The sequence below is a fragment of the Ruminococcus sp. CAG:57 genome (assembly GCF_000435935.1).
Classification (GTDB): Bacteria; Bacillota; Clostridia; order Oscillospirales; family Ruminococcaceae; genus Hominimerdicola; species Hominimerdicola aceti.
Genome location: NZ_FR890793.1, coordinates 130,620 through 144,348, shown reverse-complemented (window position 1 = coordinate 144,348; position 13,729 = coordinate 130,620). Strand labels below are relative to the sequence as shown.

General features: G+C 42.9%; 12 protein-coding genes. 7 read left to right on the top strand and 5 right to left on the bottom strand.

Annotation, left to right across the window (positions count from 1 at the left end; all coding sequences use genetic code 11):
* Positions 1-250: 250 nt before the first annotated feature.
* On the bottom strand, positions 251-1,477 hold the full coding sequence (spoIVB, locus tag QVO88_RS11970) for a SpoIVB peptidase (protein WP_022288683.1): 1,227 nt from the start codon (positions 1,475-1,477) through the stop codon (positions 251-253).
* A gap of 249 nt (positions 1,478-1,726) precedes the next feature.
* Here spoIVB and QVO88_RS11965 point away from each other — a divergent pair, with 249 nt between their 5' ends.
* From QVO88_RS11965 to QVO88_RS11945, 5 genes are all read left to right on the top strand, one after another.
* Positions 1,727-2,365, top strand: coding sequence for a hypothetical protein (locus QVO88_RS11965; RefSeq protein ID WP_022288682.1), 639 nt, complete (start codon positions 1,727-1,729; stop codon positions 2,363-2,365).
* Positions 2,366-2,503: 138 nt separating this feature from the next.
* Positions 2,504-3,499, top strand: a complete 996-nt coding sequence (locus QVO88_RS11960; protein ID WP_265290316.1) for a LacI family DNA-binding transcriptional regulator — start codon at positions 2,504-2,506, stop codon at positions 3,497-3,499.
* Between the two features lie 402 nt (positions 3,500-3,901).
* Positions 3,902-5,269: an ABC transporter substrate-binding protein gene (locus tag QVO88_RS11955; protein WP_022288680.1), complete on the top strand. Its 1,368-nt coding sequence runs from the start codon at positions 3,902-3,904 to the stop codon at positions 5,267-5,269.
* Positions 5,270-5,342: 73 nt separating this feature from the next.
* Positions 5,343-6,311 carry a carbohydrate ABC transporter permease gene (locus QVO88_RS11950; RefSeq protein WP_022288679.1) on the top strand — a complete coding sequence of 323 codons (969 nt, stop codon included), beginning with the start codon at positions 5,343-5,345 and terminating at the stop codon, positions 6,309-6,311.
* Positions 6,311-7,174, top strand: a complete 864-nt coding sequence (locus tag QVO88_RS11945; protein WP_022288678.1) for a carbohydrate ABC transporter permease — start codon at positions 6,311-6,313, stop codon at positions 7,172-7,174. The genes QVO88_RS11950 and QVO88_RS11945 overlap by 1 nt, the downstream gene beginning before the upstream one ends.
* A 159-nt stretch (positions 7,175-7,333) precedes the next feature.
* Here the strand turns inward: QVO88_RS11945 and QVO88_RS11940 are convergent, their stop codons facing one another.
* Positions 7,334-8,611 (bottom strand): aminotransferase class I/II-fold pyridoxal phosphate-dependent enzyme, encoded by a 1,278-nt coding sequence (locus QVO88_RS11940; RefSeq protein WP_022288677.1) that lies wholly within the window; start codon positions 8,609-8,611, stop codon positions 7,334-7,336.
* 606 nt (positions 8,612-9,217) lie between these two features.
* Between QVO88_RS11940 and QVO88_RS11935 the strand changes: the two genes are divergently transcribed.
* Complete coding sequence (locus QVO88_RS11935) at positions 9,218-10,216, top strand: glycoside hydrolase family 130 protein (RefSeq protein WP_022288676.1); 999 nt, start codon at positions 9,218-9,220, stop codon at positions 10,214-10,216.
* A gap of 177 nt (positions 10,217-10,393) precedes the next feature.
* Here QVO88_RS11935 and QVO88_RS11930 read toward each other — a convergent pair whose 3' ends face one another.
* Together QVO88_RS11930 and QVO88_RS11925 are read right to left on the bottom strand one after the other, a co-directional pair.
* Positions 10,394-10,888, bottom strand: a complete 495-nt coding sequence (locus tag QVO88_RS11930) for a hypothetical protein (RefSeq protein WP_022288675.1) — start codon at positions 10,886-10,888, stop codon at positions 10,394-10,396.
* 13 nt (positions 10,889-10,901) lie between these two features.
* Positions 10,902-11,720 (bottom strand): AraC family transcriptional regulator, encoded by an 819-nt coding sequence (locus QVO88_RS11925; RefSeq protein WP_022288674.1) that lies wholly within the window; start codon positions 11,718-11,720, stop codon positions 10,902-10,904.
* Between the two features lie 225 nt (positions 11,721-11,945).
* On the opposite strand from QVO88_RS11925, the gene glmU reads away from it, so the two are divergent.
* On the top strand, positions 11,946-13,373 hold the full coding sequence (gene glmU, locus QVO88_RS11920; protein ID WP_022288673.1) for a bifunctional UDP-N-acetylglucosamine diphosphorylase/glucosamine-1-phosphate N-acetyltransferase GlmU: 1,428 nt from the start codon (positions 11,946-11,948) through the stop codon (positions 13,371-13,373).
* Between the two features lie 47 nt (positions 13,374-13,420).
* Here glmU and QVO88_RS11915 read toward each other — a convergent pair whose 3' ends face one another.
* A complete protein-coding gene (locus QVO88_RS11915) occupies positions 13,421-13,636 on the bottom strand; it encodes a helix-turn-helix domain-containing protein (RefSeq protein ID WP_022288672.1) in 216 nt (71 codons plus the stop codon).
* Between the last annotated feature and the right edge of the window lie 93 nt (positions 13,637-13,729).

The window sequence follows — 13,729 nt, the reverse complement described above, 5'->3', positions numbered from 1 at the left end:
AATCTGTCATTTTTGTTTGAGAGCGTTTGTTTTAACTCCCTTTCACAAGATAAATGATAACACATTTATTTGTTAAATGCAATAGTTTTTTAGAAAAATCGTCAACAAATTATCGACTTATTAATGCAAAGTGTACAAATATCAGTGCGTGAATATGCCAAAACAAGATAATTAAGCATTGTTCGACTGCAGATGATATTTTTCTCTATGCAAAGCCTTTTCATAAATCGACAGCGATCGGCAAAGGTCGCTAACCTGCGTTTTCTATGGTGCTTTCGGCAAGCTCTGAGGTCTTTGAATACATTTCGTCAGCGAAGATTCCATAGCCTTTGGCGGTGTCCTCGATAAAAACATGGGTCACTGCGCCCACGAGTCTTCCGTCCTGAATGATAGGCGAGCCGCTCATGCCCTGCAAAATGCCCCCTGTTTTTTCAAGAAGCGTCTTGTCAGTTATTTTGATAACAAGGTCATGCTCGGCAGAATCTGAGAGATTTATCTGCTCGATAGAAATTTCGTACTCTTTTGGTCCGTCATTGTCAATAGAGGAGAGTATTTTGGCTTTGCCGGGGTGTATCTCCTGACGGAAGCCGAGAGGAAACTCTTTTGCATTTGGGCAAGGGTTTGCATTCAGTGTGCCGAACACACCGCTTTCGCAGTTTTTCAGGATATCACCTGTGGAGGCGGAGTTTGCAAACTCGCCTAAAAGCTGTCCCGGACAGCCTGAGCGTGACTTGTTGAAGCCTGTGAGGTTTATTTCGCCAACTGTGCCTGCGGAGAGGGGGAGGGGTTCTTTTGTGTCTGCGTCGCATACGGGGTGACCAAGACCTCCGAAAGTTCCGTTTTCAGGGTCATAGAATGTGAGCGTGCCTATGCCTGCGGAGGAGTCACGCACCCACATTCCTGCTTTGTAGCTTCCGTTCTCAAGGCGTGGGCAGAGCTTGAAGGTCAGGTCGTTGCTTCCACGCTTTATGCGCACTGAGCAGGCTTCACCGTTTGAGCTTCTGATTATCTTTGCAACGTCTGCGTTGCTTTTGACTTTTTCTCCGTCGATAGATACTATAACATCGCCCTCTCTTATACCGCAATCTTTGGCAGGGCTTGAAGAATCCACCTTTTGCAGATCGACTACCATTACGCCCTCTGTGAGAAGCTTTATGCCGAATGGCTGTCCACAGGGATAAAGCATTGGTCTTTCCATTGTCTTTGATTCAACCTCCTTGACTGGCACTGCCCCAAAAAGCATGAGCATATTTTTTGTGTATCGTGATGCTCCTGACGAACCGCCTGACACCGCCACTGTCACCTTGCTTTCGCAGGGCTTTGAGGATATGGTGAAAAAGGAGTTCACGCTAAGCTCGCTGCCCTTTGAAACAAGGTAGAAATCGGGGAGCGTTGTGGAATAAAATCCTATAAGACCAAACAGCCCCAGCAGTATTATCCCTGTGACGCAGGCTGTTTTTTTGAAAAATGACGACATTTTTTCACGTTCCTTTCTGTTTTTCTTTTCGCTTTTATTGTTGACCTGCTGAGAAATTTAATTCAGCCGTCGGCATAAGTATTATTTGTCTTGGAAAGCCTTTTTCAATTTTATTCTGCCTTCTTAACAGTGCAAAGGAAGAAAATTTCATTTGTATGTGTTGAATTTCGTGGCATACTATGATATAATAAAATATCTGATGAGAAAACTATGATACGATAATATTTTAATACATAAAAGAGGTACATTATGTCAAAAAAAGACAGACTTAAAGCACAGAAAGAAAAGCAGGACAGGCTCAGAAAAGAAGAGGAGCTTGAAGAACAGAGAGAGCGTGAGGAAGCCAGAGAAAGGCAGAGCCGCTCGGCGAAAAAGATGATGAAAAAGGCGAAACGCACAAAACCAAACGGTGAGCCTGTTTATTATCTTATTTTGAAGCTTCTTATGATAGTGCCGTTTGCGTATTCGGGATTTTTCTACGGTGGTGTAACCATCGTGGGCATCATGGGCAAGTATATAGAACCCGTTCCGCCAAAGTGGGTGCTGTGGGCAATGGCGGCAGGCGTTGTTGTTATGTTTGCAGGAATATTGTTTGCGTTTTTCAAAAAATATATCGTTTCCTTTATACTTAGCCTTGGGGGCATGATATCGTTTCTTAAAGCGGGCGGATATCTTATAAAAAGGATACAGGACAAGCTGAGCAATTCGGCTGTAGATCAGTCTTTGCAGAATATGGATAAGGAATATATGTGGAGATTTTATCCTATAATAGGTGTTGCTGTCATATCAGCGGCTCTGCTCATCTGCACTATAATAAGAAAACTCATTGAGCGAAAAAGACTGCAAAGAGAGAGGGATAACGCTCCTGTTGAGAGCATTATCAACTGATTTTGGTCTGCGTTTTTGTGTAAATGTGAGATTTTGCAATATTCTATTGACTTTATGTCATAAAATGATATAATTAAATGAGAACGTTATCAGAGTTTATTTTAAGGCGTTTATTAAGTAGAAAAAGCGGTGAGAATTTTGAAGAAAGCAGTTACACTTATAGATATAGCTAAAGCCTGTGACACAAGTAACGTCACTGTGTCAAAAGCCCTTGCAGGAAAAAGCGGAGTTAGCGATGCTCTCAGAGAGAAGATAAAGCAGGTCGCTGACGAAATGGGTTATGTGGGCGTGAAAAGCACTCAGAACAGGGGAGGCAATACTATCGGTGTGCTTATCCCATCAAAATTTATCAATCCTAACGGTTCATTTTATTGGGCATTGTATAACGCTCTTGTAACAAGGCTCAAAAAAGAGAATATGTTCTGCATAATGGAAAATTTAGATCAGGAGGACGAGGACAGGCTCATGCTCCCGCATTGTATCGAGGACAAGCAGGTTTCAGCACTTATTTCACTGGGACAGCTTTCCAAGGATTATGCAAAGCTTCTTAATGACAATGTGAAAGATCTTGTACTGCTTGATTATTATGTGCCGTCCTTAGACTTGGACGCTGTTGTGACAAATGGCTACAGCGGAGGCTACAAGCTTACTTCATATCTTATAAAAATGGGTCACAAGAAGATAGGATACATAGGAAGTAAATTTGCCACAACGAGTATTTTTGACAGATATATGGGCTATGTAAAGGCTATGATAGAGCATGGCTATGAGGTCAACGAAAAGTGGCGTATCGACGATCGTTACAAGCGTGATTTTATCACTATGACTTTCCCTGAGGACTATATGCCAACGGCTTTCGTGTGCAACTGCGACGAGGCTGCTTACCGTGCGATAAGACAGCTCCGTGGCATGGGATATAACGTGCCTGAGGATATTTCCATTGTGGGATATGATAACTATTTGATCTCCGAAGTTTCAGACCCGACTATCACGACTATAAACGTTGATGCAGATTATATGGCGGACCTTGCGGTAATGACACTTATGGATAGAATGGAAGAACCTGACGGCAAGCCAAGGATAATAACTATCGAGGGTGACCTAGTTATAAAGGACTCTGTGAAGAGAATATAGTGCGCTTTTATTAGCAAATATAACAAAAAGATCAACATAGTGTTTGTTGATCTTTTTTTGTTTTGCTATTGACAAATAAGTAATTTTAAGTTATAATAGACCTGTACTTATTAAGTGCACCTTTCTAATCTATGATTTTCTATTGTTTGCGACATGACCCCGTTGGTTGTGTCGGTTGTCTGATCTTGGCGACAGTCTTTGTTAAGACTGTCGCCACTTTTTTGTGCATATTGCTAAAATTCAGGTCTTAAAGTTTATGTTTGTTTACAAAATTGAGATTAAAAAGATATTAATTTCTAAAAAGATATTGACTTAATTTTATTTAGGCTGTATACTTAATATTGTCGTTGGAGACAAATTAATTTACTTAATAAAATTAAGCTAATTCGGAGGTTATCAAGTATGAAAGCAAAGAAGATATGTGCCGGTGCAATGGCACTGGTTTTGTCAATGGGAACAATGAGTGCGTTCACAGGCTGCGGAAGCTCTACAGATTCAAGCAGCAAGGCTGTTACACCTGAAGTATCGCAGGCTGATATCAAAGACTCATTCGACGCAAAGGGTGCAAAACTGGAAGTTCTTACGAACAGAACTGACAGAAAAGAGGACGGCAAGCTCGACGCTCTCACAGACAAGTTTGAGGAAGCTTACAACTGCACAGTTGAATACACTGCATACAAGGACTACGATACAGATGTAGCAACAAGAATGGGTACAGATGATTACGGCGATGTTCTTTGTATCCCTTCAAGCCTTAAGCTTGAGGAACTTCCTACATATTTCGTATCTCTCGGAACTTATGACGAGTTCAAGGACACATATCGCTGGTCAGACAAGAAGATGACGGCTGACGGCAATGTTTACGGACTTGCGGTAGGCGGAACAGCTACAGGCGTTCTTTACAACAAGAAGATATGGGAGCAGGCTGGTATCACAGAAACTCCTAAGACTCCTGACGAGTTCCTTGCAGATCTTCAGCTCATCAAGGATAACACAGACGCTATCCCTTACTACACAAACTTCAAGGATGCAAGCTGGACTATTACTCAGTGGCAGAACCTTGTTATTTCAGCAGCAGGTGGTGCTGACGCTGAGAACAAGCTTCTTCAGGATAAGAGCGACCTCTTTGTAGAGGGCAACGGCTATTATGAAGTATACAAGCTGATGTATGATCTGTTCTCAAAGCCTGACCTTCTTGAAGAAGACCACGCTAACACAGAGTGGGAGTCATCAAAGGTATGGTTCGGCGAGGGCAAGATCGCTACAATGGTAATGGGTTCATGGGCAGTTTCACAGTTCATGGAAAAGGCTGAGAACCCTGACGATATCGGTTATATGCCTGTTCCTATCACAGCAGCTGACGGAAAGGTATACGCAGAGGAAGGCCCTGACTATACTCTCGGCGTAAGTGCAAACTCCAAGAATCAGGATCTTGCAAAGGCATATGTTGAGTGGTTCGTTTCTGATTCAGGTTTCTCTGAGCAGGAGGGTATGATCTCAACAGTTCAGAACAAGGAGCTTCCAAGCACACTGTCAGGATTCAAGGACGCTGTATTCTTCGAGAAGGCTGTTTGTCCGGATGACCTCGTTGGTAAGTTCGACGAGATCGACAAGGAGTCAGGCGTTGGCGTATGGCAGGGCGACGAGGACAACTTCAAGATCAAGCTTGCTGAGGCAGCATTCGCAGGCAAGGGCGACGACGGTTTCAACGAGATCATCGCTGATGTAAACAAGAAGTGGGCTGCTGCAAGAGATAAAGTTCTCGGCTAAGATCTAAGATAAATCCCTTATCAGGTACAGGCATTGTTCCTGTGCCTGATAATTGTGTTCAGGAGGACCTCAAATGCAAAACGGCAATAGAAAAGGCATTGCACAGTGGTCAAAGACTTATGCGGGTAAAAAGTTCTATACTTCTATACTGTTTCTTGCACTGCCGATAATCCTGCTTGTAACGTTTACCTTTATCCCTGCTCTGGATATGGTCATATTCAGTTTTCAGAACAGAGATCCATACGGCACTAACCCTACATATGCAGGATTTTCAAATTATGTAACGATATTCACTGACAAGGACTATCTTGAAACTTTCAAGAACAGCCTTTATTATCTTGTTGGTTCATTCATTCAGCAGGCACTGGCTTTGCTGCTGGCGTCTATCCTCTGCTCAAAGATAAGAGCAAAGGGACTTTTCAAGGGAATACTTTTCTTCCCTTATCTTATGAACGGCGTTGCGGTATCTATCATATTCCAAAGATTTTTCCTCAAAGGTCAAAAGGGTCTTACCCCTGACGGAACGCTCAACACTATCCTTACCACACTGGGTCTTGACCCGATACTGTGGTTCGATGTTGACAGGCCGTTTCTTGCAAACTGCTGCTTGGTGTTCATTTCCATATGGAAATACATAGGCTTTGATATCATCATGTATATCGGTGCTATCCAGTCTATCAGCCCTGATCTTTATGAGGCGGCTGACCTTGACGGTGCTAACCCATGGCAGAATTTCAGATATATCGTATTTCCAAGCATAAAGCCTATCATCTCATTGCAGCTTATCCTTGCTGTAAAGGGTGCTATCTCAGTATTCGAGATACCATATATCACAACAAAGGGCATGATGGGCACTACCACATTCGTTATCAAGACTATCAACACAGCGTTCTCGCTGAAAAAGGTGGGCCTTGCTTCGGCAATGGGTATCGTGCTGCTTATCATAACGATAATCGTAACGTTTATACAAAAATACTTCTTCCGTGAGGACGACAAGACCCCTAAGGAGAACAAAAGGAGCAGAAAGGGGGCTGTGAAATAATGGCACAGAATGAAAACAAAGATTCAAAGCCGCTTTATATCGGCTCAAGGGTACTGAACATTATCAAGTATGTTTTTCTTATACTCTGTTGTCTTATAGTAATAGTACCGATACTTGTTGTGCTCATAGGCTCGCTGAAAACCTACAAAGAGCTTTCAAACACCACGGTGTTCACTCTTCCGGAAGTGCCTCAGTGGGAGAACTTCAAGACAGCGTTTTTTACACAGAACATTCTTCTTGCATTCAAAAACACGGCTATAATCATTGTTGTATCCTGCGTTGGTTCGATAATAACAGGTACGATGACGGCTTATGTCGTTCAGCGTTTCAACACCTATTTTTCAAGAGTAGTAAAGACAGCGTTCCTTATTGCAACGCTTCTGCCTAATATCACAATGCAGGTAACGGTATTCCAGATAGTTTACAAGCTTGGTCTTTACAGATCTATGCTTGCACCTATCATTTTGAATATCGGTACTGATATCATTTCTATCTATATTTTCATTCAGTTTTTGGGACAGATATCATATTCCCTGGACGAAAGTGCTATTATGGACGGTGCTTCTTATCCAAGGGTATATTTCAGCATAATTCTCCCTAACCTCAAGCCTGCAATAGCAACAGTGCTTATCATCAAGTTCGTTGGTATCTACAACGATTTCTACACTCCAAAGCTTTATATGCCTGATGATGACCACGTTGTTATCTCAACTGTGCTTTACAATCTTATGAATGCCACTTCTGTACAGTGGGAGGTAGTTTTTGCGGGAATCGTAATTTGTATCATTCCGACTCTTATTATATTCCTCTTACTGCAAAAGTACATCTACAGCGGACTTGTTTCGGGAGCTGTAAAAGAATAAGCTTTATTTCCATTTTAATTTCCTTACCATAGCGGGCGGTATGACCTTTTAGGAGGTCGATACCGCTTTTGCTTTATAGGCAAACAAAAAAAGCGATGAGCCTTTTGCAAGGTCATCGCTTTTTTATATAGAGAGTATTGTTATCTTGACTTAGTTGAATTATTCTGCAAGAAGCTTTTCTGCACTTGCAAGCTTAACTGCTGTAGCAAACACGTCGGCTGCAACTTTAAGCTCGCTCTCAGGCGGGAATGTAGGAGCAATTCTGATGTTTGAATCGTCAGGGTCCTTTCTGTAAGGGTATGTTGCACCTGCACCTGTGAGGACTACGCCTGCCTCTTTGCAAAGCTGACAAATTCTCTTTGCACAGCCGTTAAGAGCGTTGAAGCTTATAAAGTAACCGCCGTTTGGCTTCTCCCAGCTTCCGATTCCCAGAGGTGCTATCTCCTTTTCGAGAGTGTCAAGAACTATCTTGAACTTAGGCTCGATTATAGCTCTGTGCTTCTTCATATGATCCATAAGATTTTCATATGTGCCGAAGAACTTAACGTGGCGGAGCTGATTTATCTTGTCATAACCGATAGTCTGAACTGTCATCATAGATTTGAGGTACTTGATGTTCTTTTCAGATGACGCTATCATTGCAACGCCTGCACCGGGGAATGTTACCTTTGAAGTGGAGGCGAGCATATAAACTCTGTCAGGGTTGCCTGCCTTTTCGCACTCGTCAAGAATGTTGAGAAGTGTGTCAGGCGTATCAGAAAGGTGGTGGATACAATATGCGTTATCCCAGAATATCTTAAAGTCCTTAGCCTTTGTTGTCATGGCTGCAAGACGCTTTACTACTTCGTCAGAGTATGTTGTACCTGTAGGGTTAGCGTACATTGGAACACACCATATACCCTTTATAGTATCGTCCTCAGCAACGAGCTTTTCTACCATATCCATATCAGGACCGTTTTTGTCCATTGGAATGTTTACAAGCTCAAAGCCCATTTTTTCTGTTATAAGAAAATGTCTGTCATATCCAGGAACAGGGCAGAGCCACTTGACTTTTGTGTCCTTCCAAGGCTTTTCACCGTCGCCTGTGCCGAAAAGCATGAACTTTGCGATAGTATCATACATGATGTTAAGGCTTGAGTTTCCGCAAATGATAAGCTCATCAGGTGTTACGCCAAGCATAGGAGCAAAAAGTGCCTTAGCCTCAGGCAGACCGTCAAGACCGCCGTAGTTTCTGCAATCTGTACCGTCCTCAGCGAAACAATCCTCGCTGCTCTTTACTGCTGTGAGCAGACCCTCTGTCAGGTCGAGCTGTTCGGCAGACGGCTTTCCTCTTGCCATGTTCAGCGACAATCCCTGAGCCTTGAAATCGTCATATTCTTTCTGGACTTCCGCCTTGAATGCTGCCAGTTCCTCTGCAGACATTTCTGTTAGTTTCATATCAATGTCCTCCACTTGTAAATTATAAATTATAGTACACTATTATACAGAACAATTCGGCAAATCCCGACTTTCGCCGCACTCTGCCGAATGTATCCGATATCCTTACTTATATTGTATACCCTTTTCACTGTTTTTGCAAGTGCTTTTTTCTATTCTTGCAAAAAATCAGAAACTTGCACGAATATGCTTATGCCAATGTAGTCATTATGGGCAACTTTTATAATTTACATTCAAAATACTGCCTGATATTTCATTTTTATCATGGACTGGGCGGAGAACGGACGTGCAGGCGGATAAAGTCGCATATTTTTAGTGCGATGCAAAAATATGAAACCAAGCAAACTGTTAATAAAATGTTAAATTTAAGAAGAATACGTTTACATATAAATTTTAAACGTTTTCAGCAAAAATAGGGGCTTGAAATTTTTCTGAAAGTGTGTTTTAATAATAACAGCGGCATTTTACCGATAAGGTAAGCCGAATGATATCGCCTTGAATAAGCGGGAAAAGTTTCGCATTTCTATTCGAGGGAAGAATAAAAACAAGGGCATGACCTGACGGTCAGCCTCAGTATTTTTTATATTATGAAAGGTGGATTTTAACATGAGCGTTAAAGTAATCAACGGACAGGCTATCCCAAATATGCCTTGGCAGGATAAGCCGGCTGACTGCAATGAAGTGATCTGGAGAGATAACAGAAACCCTATCATTCCTAGAAATCTTCTTCCTACATCAAACTCTATCTTCAACAGTGCGGTAGTTCCTTTTGAGGGCAAGTTCGCAGGCGTATTCCGTGTTGACGATAAGGAAAGAAACATGGCTCTCCATGCTGGTTTCTCTGAGGACGGTATTCACTGGAACATCAACCCAACAAGAATTATGTTCGAGCAGGCTGAAAAGTCTACAGAAGAAGTAAATCAGTGGGGCTACGGCTATGACCCAAGAGTATGCTTCATCGAAGACAGATATTGGGTAACATGGTGTAATGCATACGGCTGGAAGCCAACTATCGGCGTAGGCTATACATATGATTTCAAGACATTCTATCAGTGTGAGAACGCATTCCTCCCATTCAACAGAAACGGCGTACTCTTCCCAAGAAAGATCGACGGCAAGTATGTAATGTTCTCAAGACCTTCTGATTCAGGTCACACACCATTCGGTGATATGTACATTTCACAGTCACCTGACATGAAGTACTGGGGCGAGCACAGACACGTTATGGGACCTCTCAAGGGCTGGGAGTCCAAGAAGATCGGTGCAGGTCCTATTCCAATAGAGACAGACGAGGGCTGGCTCTGCTTCTATCACGGTGTTCTTGAGTCTTGCAACGGCTTTGTATACAGCTTCTCAGCTTGCATCCTTGACAAGGAGCAGCCATGGAAAGTTAAGTACAGATGCGGCGAGTATCTCATCAACCCAAGAGAGATCTATGAGTGCGTAGGCGACGTTCAGAACGTAACATTCCCATGCGCAACACTTTGCGACGCTGAGACAGGCAGAATTGCTATTTACTACGGCTGTGCTGACACTTGCGTAGGTCTTGCTTACACAACTGTTGACGCTGTTGTTGACTATGTAAAGAGCCATTCTTCTATCTAATTTCGATCTGATAGACTAATAGAATAGTTTACAAAAGAGCAGAACTTCGGTTTTGCTCTTTTTTTGTTGTTAGGACATAAAAAAGACGGCTTTGAAAGCCGTCTTGTGAATTATAACAAATAGATGTGTAGGCAAATGAACTACATATAGACGATGTATTTGTGCAGTGGCAATGGTCTATATTTTTTCAGGTGCGTCCTTTTCGTATTCGGCGAATTGCTTTTCCATATCAGCTTCGCTTTCGCCAACTGAGCGCAGTATCTCTTTGAGAAATACTCTGTCCTCAGGCTCTCCTGAAAGCTTTGCACTGTGCTTTTCGTAGAAGTATCTCATTTTAAGCACGCTGATAGGGGAAAGCTCCTGCTTTTCTGCGACTTCGTATGCAGAGTTCACGTCTGTGATGAAAAAGCCCATGCTGTATTCAGGAGCCTCCTCGCATATAGCTTTAAGCATATCTGCTATAAGATCTTCACGGACGTACACCACTCTGTCTGCAGAGTGGAGCATTCGCATTGTGCTGTTGTAGTCTGATACCCTGAGTGTTTTAAGCTCATCACGGCTTAGACCCAGCCATGAAAGGGCAACGGCTGCTGCAGCCTCAGTATTGGTTTCATGCAAAGCTTTGACCTTATCCTCTATCTGAGAAAAGGAATAGATATATTTTTGTTCCATATTTATCGCCACCTTATGCCTTTATCTTCCTGTATTCAGCAGGCGAAATGTTCTCATGCTTTTTGAATACAACATAAAAATACGAGCTGTCGCTGAAGCCTGTTTCCGAAGCTATCTCCGCAACTGTCTTTGAGGAGTAGGTAAGAAGCTCCTTTGCGTGGCTTATGCGCACTGTGTTTAAATATTCCATTGGTCTTATGCTGAAATTTTTCTTGAAAAGTCTGCAAAGGTGCTGTTCTGATACCCCAGCCACAGCCGCCATATCTGCGAGCTTTATAGGCTTTGAATAATTCTCCTCAGTGTATTTCATGACCTTTGCGACGGCGTCAGAATTTACACGGCTCTTGTATGGGAACTTATCGTCCGAAAGCTTGCGGTATTCAAGAAGCATATCGTAAAGCTGTGCGGAGGCATAATAGTTGCCATATGCTTTGTCGCTTTTTATGGTGTAGTATGCGCTGTCAAAAAGCTTGTGCATACGCTCTGCACCGCAGTTTAAGAAAACATGGAAGTTGTTAAGATCCCATTCTTTCAGCAGTTCGAGAGCCTGCTTGCCATCAAAGCACACCCAGTCAAGGTACCATGAATGGGACAGGGCTCTATATTCGTGTGGACAGTGCGGTGGTATATAGAAAATGCTGTCAGGCATTATTTTTACGGTCTTGCCGTCTACCGTTACCTCACCTTCGCCCTCGATACAGACGAAAAGCTGAGGATAATCATAGCCTTCAGGTCTGCTGACAGGAAACTGCCAGCAGCTCACGCCTATGCCAATGATATAAAATGGCAGAGCTATTTCAGTTCCTATAACAGGATAGAATTGTTTCTGCATATATTTTCCCCCATATCCGAAGCAGAAAAAACTGCAATATATGAACATGATAACTACACGTTTTATTATAGCAGTGTCGCAATATGTTGTCAAGCAAAAGAATAAATTGCGATAAAATATGAACCAACTGTTGACTTTTTATCCCAACCGTATTATAATAATAGGGAAATGGTGCAAAAGTGCCAAGTCTTATTTTGTGGGACGTATCTGAAAGGAATTTGTATTATGGAGAACAATGTTATTATTCTTGCTGGCGGACAGGGCAAGAGAATGAAGACCAATATGCCAAAGGCTTTGTGCAATGTTATCGGTGAGCCTATGCTGGAGTGGGTACTGACAGCCTGTGAAAATGCGGAGCTTGACGATATCTGCGTTGTAAAAGGCTACGAGGGTCAGCAGATAGAGGATTATCTTGACGCAAGAAAGTCAAAGGCTAACATCTGCACTGTTATGCAGGAAGAGCGACTTGGAACAGGTCATGCTGTTATGCAGGCGGCTGATTTTCTTAAGGCTCACGCTGAGGGAAACACACTTATACTCTGTGGCGACGCTCCTTTTATCGATGCTGAAACTATCAAGGGTGCGCTTGAATTACACACTGAAAAGGACTGCGGTGTAACTGTTGTTACATCAAGAGTTGAGAACCCTACAGGCTACGGCAGGATAATCCGCACTGAGAACGGCATTTCGGGAATCGTTGAGCATAAGGACTGCACACCTATGCAGCTTGCTATCACTGAGATAAACTCAGGCTGTTACTGGTTCAAGACGGCTGATCTGCTGGAAGTTCTTTTTGACATCAAGCCTGAGAACGCTCAGGGCGAATATTATCTTACAGATTGTATCGAGCTTCTTATTGCAAAGGGCAAAAAGGCTGACGCATTTATTTCTGCAAATCCTCATGTTGCACTGGGTGCAAATGACAGACGTGGTCTGCTTGCACTGAATGACATTGCAAGATATGAGATAATAGGAAAGTGGCTTGACGAGGGTATCGAGTTCTGCTGCACAGACGGCGTTTCTATTGGAAACAATGTTACTATCGGTCACGGAACAAAGATACACAGCGGCGTTATCCTCAGAGGAAACACCACTATCGGCGAGAACTGCAACATCGGCAACAACTGCATAATAGAGAACACAACGGTTGGAAACGGCGTAAACCTCAACAACGTTCAGGCTTATGAGTCCGTTATCGAGGACGACGTTAAGATAGGACCTTATGTTCAGCTCAGACCTAATTCACACATCAAGAAGGGTGCGAAGATAGGCGACTTTGTGGAGATAAAGAACTCCACTATCGGCGAATACACAGCGGTGGCACATCTTACATACATCGGCGATTCTGACGTTGGAGCAAACGTAAACTTCGGCTGCGGCGTTGTAACAGTAAACTACAACGGCGACAAGAAGTTCAGAACTGTTATCGAGGACAACGCTTTCATAGGCTGCAACACAAACCTTGTTGCACCTGTAAGAGTTGGCAAGGGTGCATACACAGCGGCAGGCTCTACTATCACAACTGATATCCCTGACAACGCACTTGCTATCGAGCGTGGCAGAGAGACTATCAAAGAGGGCTACGCCGAGAAGAAACTCAAGGCGAGAACAGAAAAGTTCGAGGCTATCCACGGCAAGTCTGAGGAGAAGTAATATACCCAAATATAAACAAGGCCCTGTCTTTCGTAAGGCAGGGTCTTTTATTTGTTTAGCTTTTTGTTGTTTGTCCTGCCGAGGATATAATCGGTGGAAACGCCATAGAAGTCGGCTAGGATAAGGAGGTGTTCCACGGGGATAGTTCTTGCACCACGCTCATATCTTGAATACACTGTCTGACTGGTAAAAAGGATTTCGGCTATCTGCGTTTGGTTCATGTCGCTATCTTCTCTTAGATCCCTTAATCTCTGGAAATACATAAAAATTCTCCTTGTTTTTTGTATAAATTGTAGAAAGTGATTTTAGTACCTATTGGTACTATTGACTTTACCATATTTTTGTGCTATGCTATA

Excerpts from the sequence above, each read along its gene's own strand:
- QVO88_RS11945 (WP_022288678.1), top strand. The coding sequence starts at position 6,311 with ATGGCACAGAATGAAAACAAAGATTCAAAGCCGCTTTATATCGGCTCA.
- QVO88_RS11965 (WP_022288682.1), top strand. The coding sequence starts at position 1,727 with ATGTCAAAAAAAGACAGACTTAAAGCACAGAAAGAAAAGCAGGACAGG.
- spoIVB (WP_022288683.1), bottom strand. The coding sequence starts at position 1,477 with ATGTCGTCATTTTTCAAAAAAACAGCCTGCGTCACAGGGATAATACTG.
- QVO88_RS11940 (WP_022288677.1), bottom strand. The coding sequence starts at position 8,611 with ATGAAACTAACAGAAATGTCTGCAGAGGAACTGGCAGCATTCAAGGCG.
- QVO88_RS11925 (WP_022288674.1), bottom strand. The coding sequence starts at position 11,720 with ATGCAGAAACAATTCTATCCTGTTATAGGAACTGAAATAGCTCTGCCA.
- QVO88_RS11955 (WP_022288680.1), top strand. The coding sequence starts at position 3,902 with ATGAAAGCAAAGAAGATATGTGCCGGTGCAATGGCACTGGTTTTGTCA.
- glmU (WP_022288673.1), top strand. The coding sequence starts at position 11,946 with ATGGAGAACAATGTTATTATTCTTGCTGGCGGACAGGGCAAGAGAATG.
- QVO88_RS11915 (WP_022288672.1), bottom strand. The coding sequence starts at position 13,636 with ATGTATTTCCAGAGATTAAGGGATCTAAGAGAAGATAGCGACATGAAC.
- QVO88_RS11950 (WP_022288679.1), top strand. The coding sequence starts at position 5,343 with ATGCAAAACGGCAATAGAAAAGGCATTGCACAGTGGTCAAAGACTTAT.
- QVO88_RS11935 (WP_022288676.1), top strand. The coding sequence starts at position 9,218 with ATGAGCGTTAAAGTAATCAACGGACAGGCTATCCCAAATATGCCTTGG.
- QVO88_RS11930 (WP_022288675.1), bottom strand. The coding sequence starts at position 10,888 with ATGGAACAAAAATATATCTATTCCTTTTCTCAGATAGAGGATAAGGTC.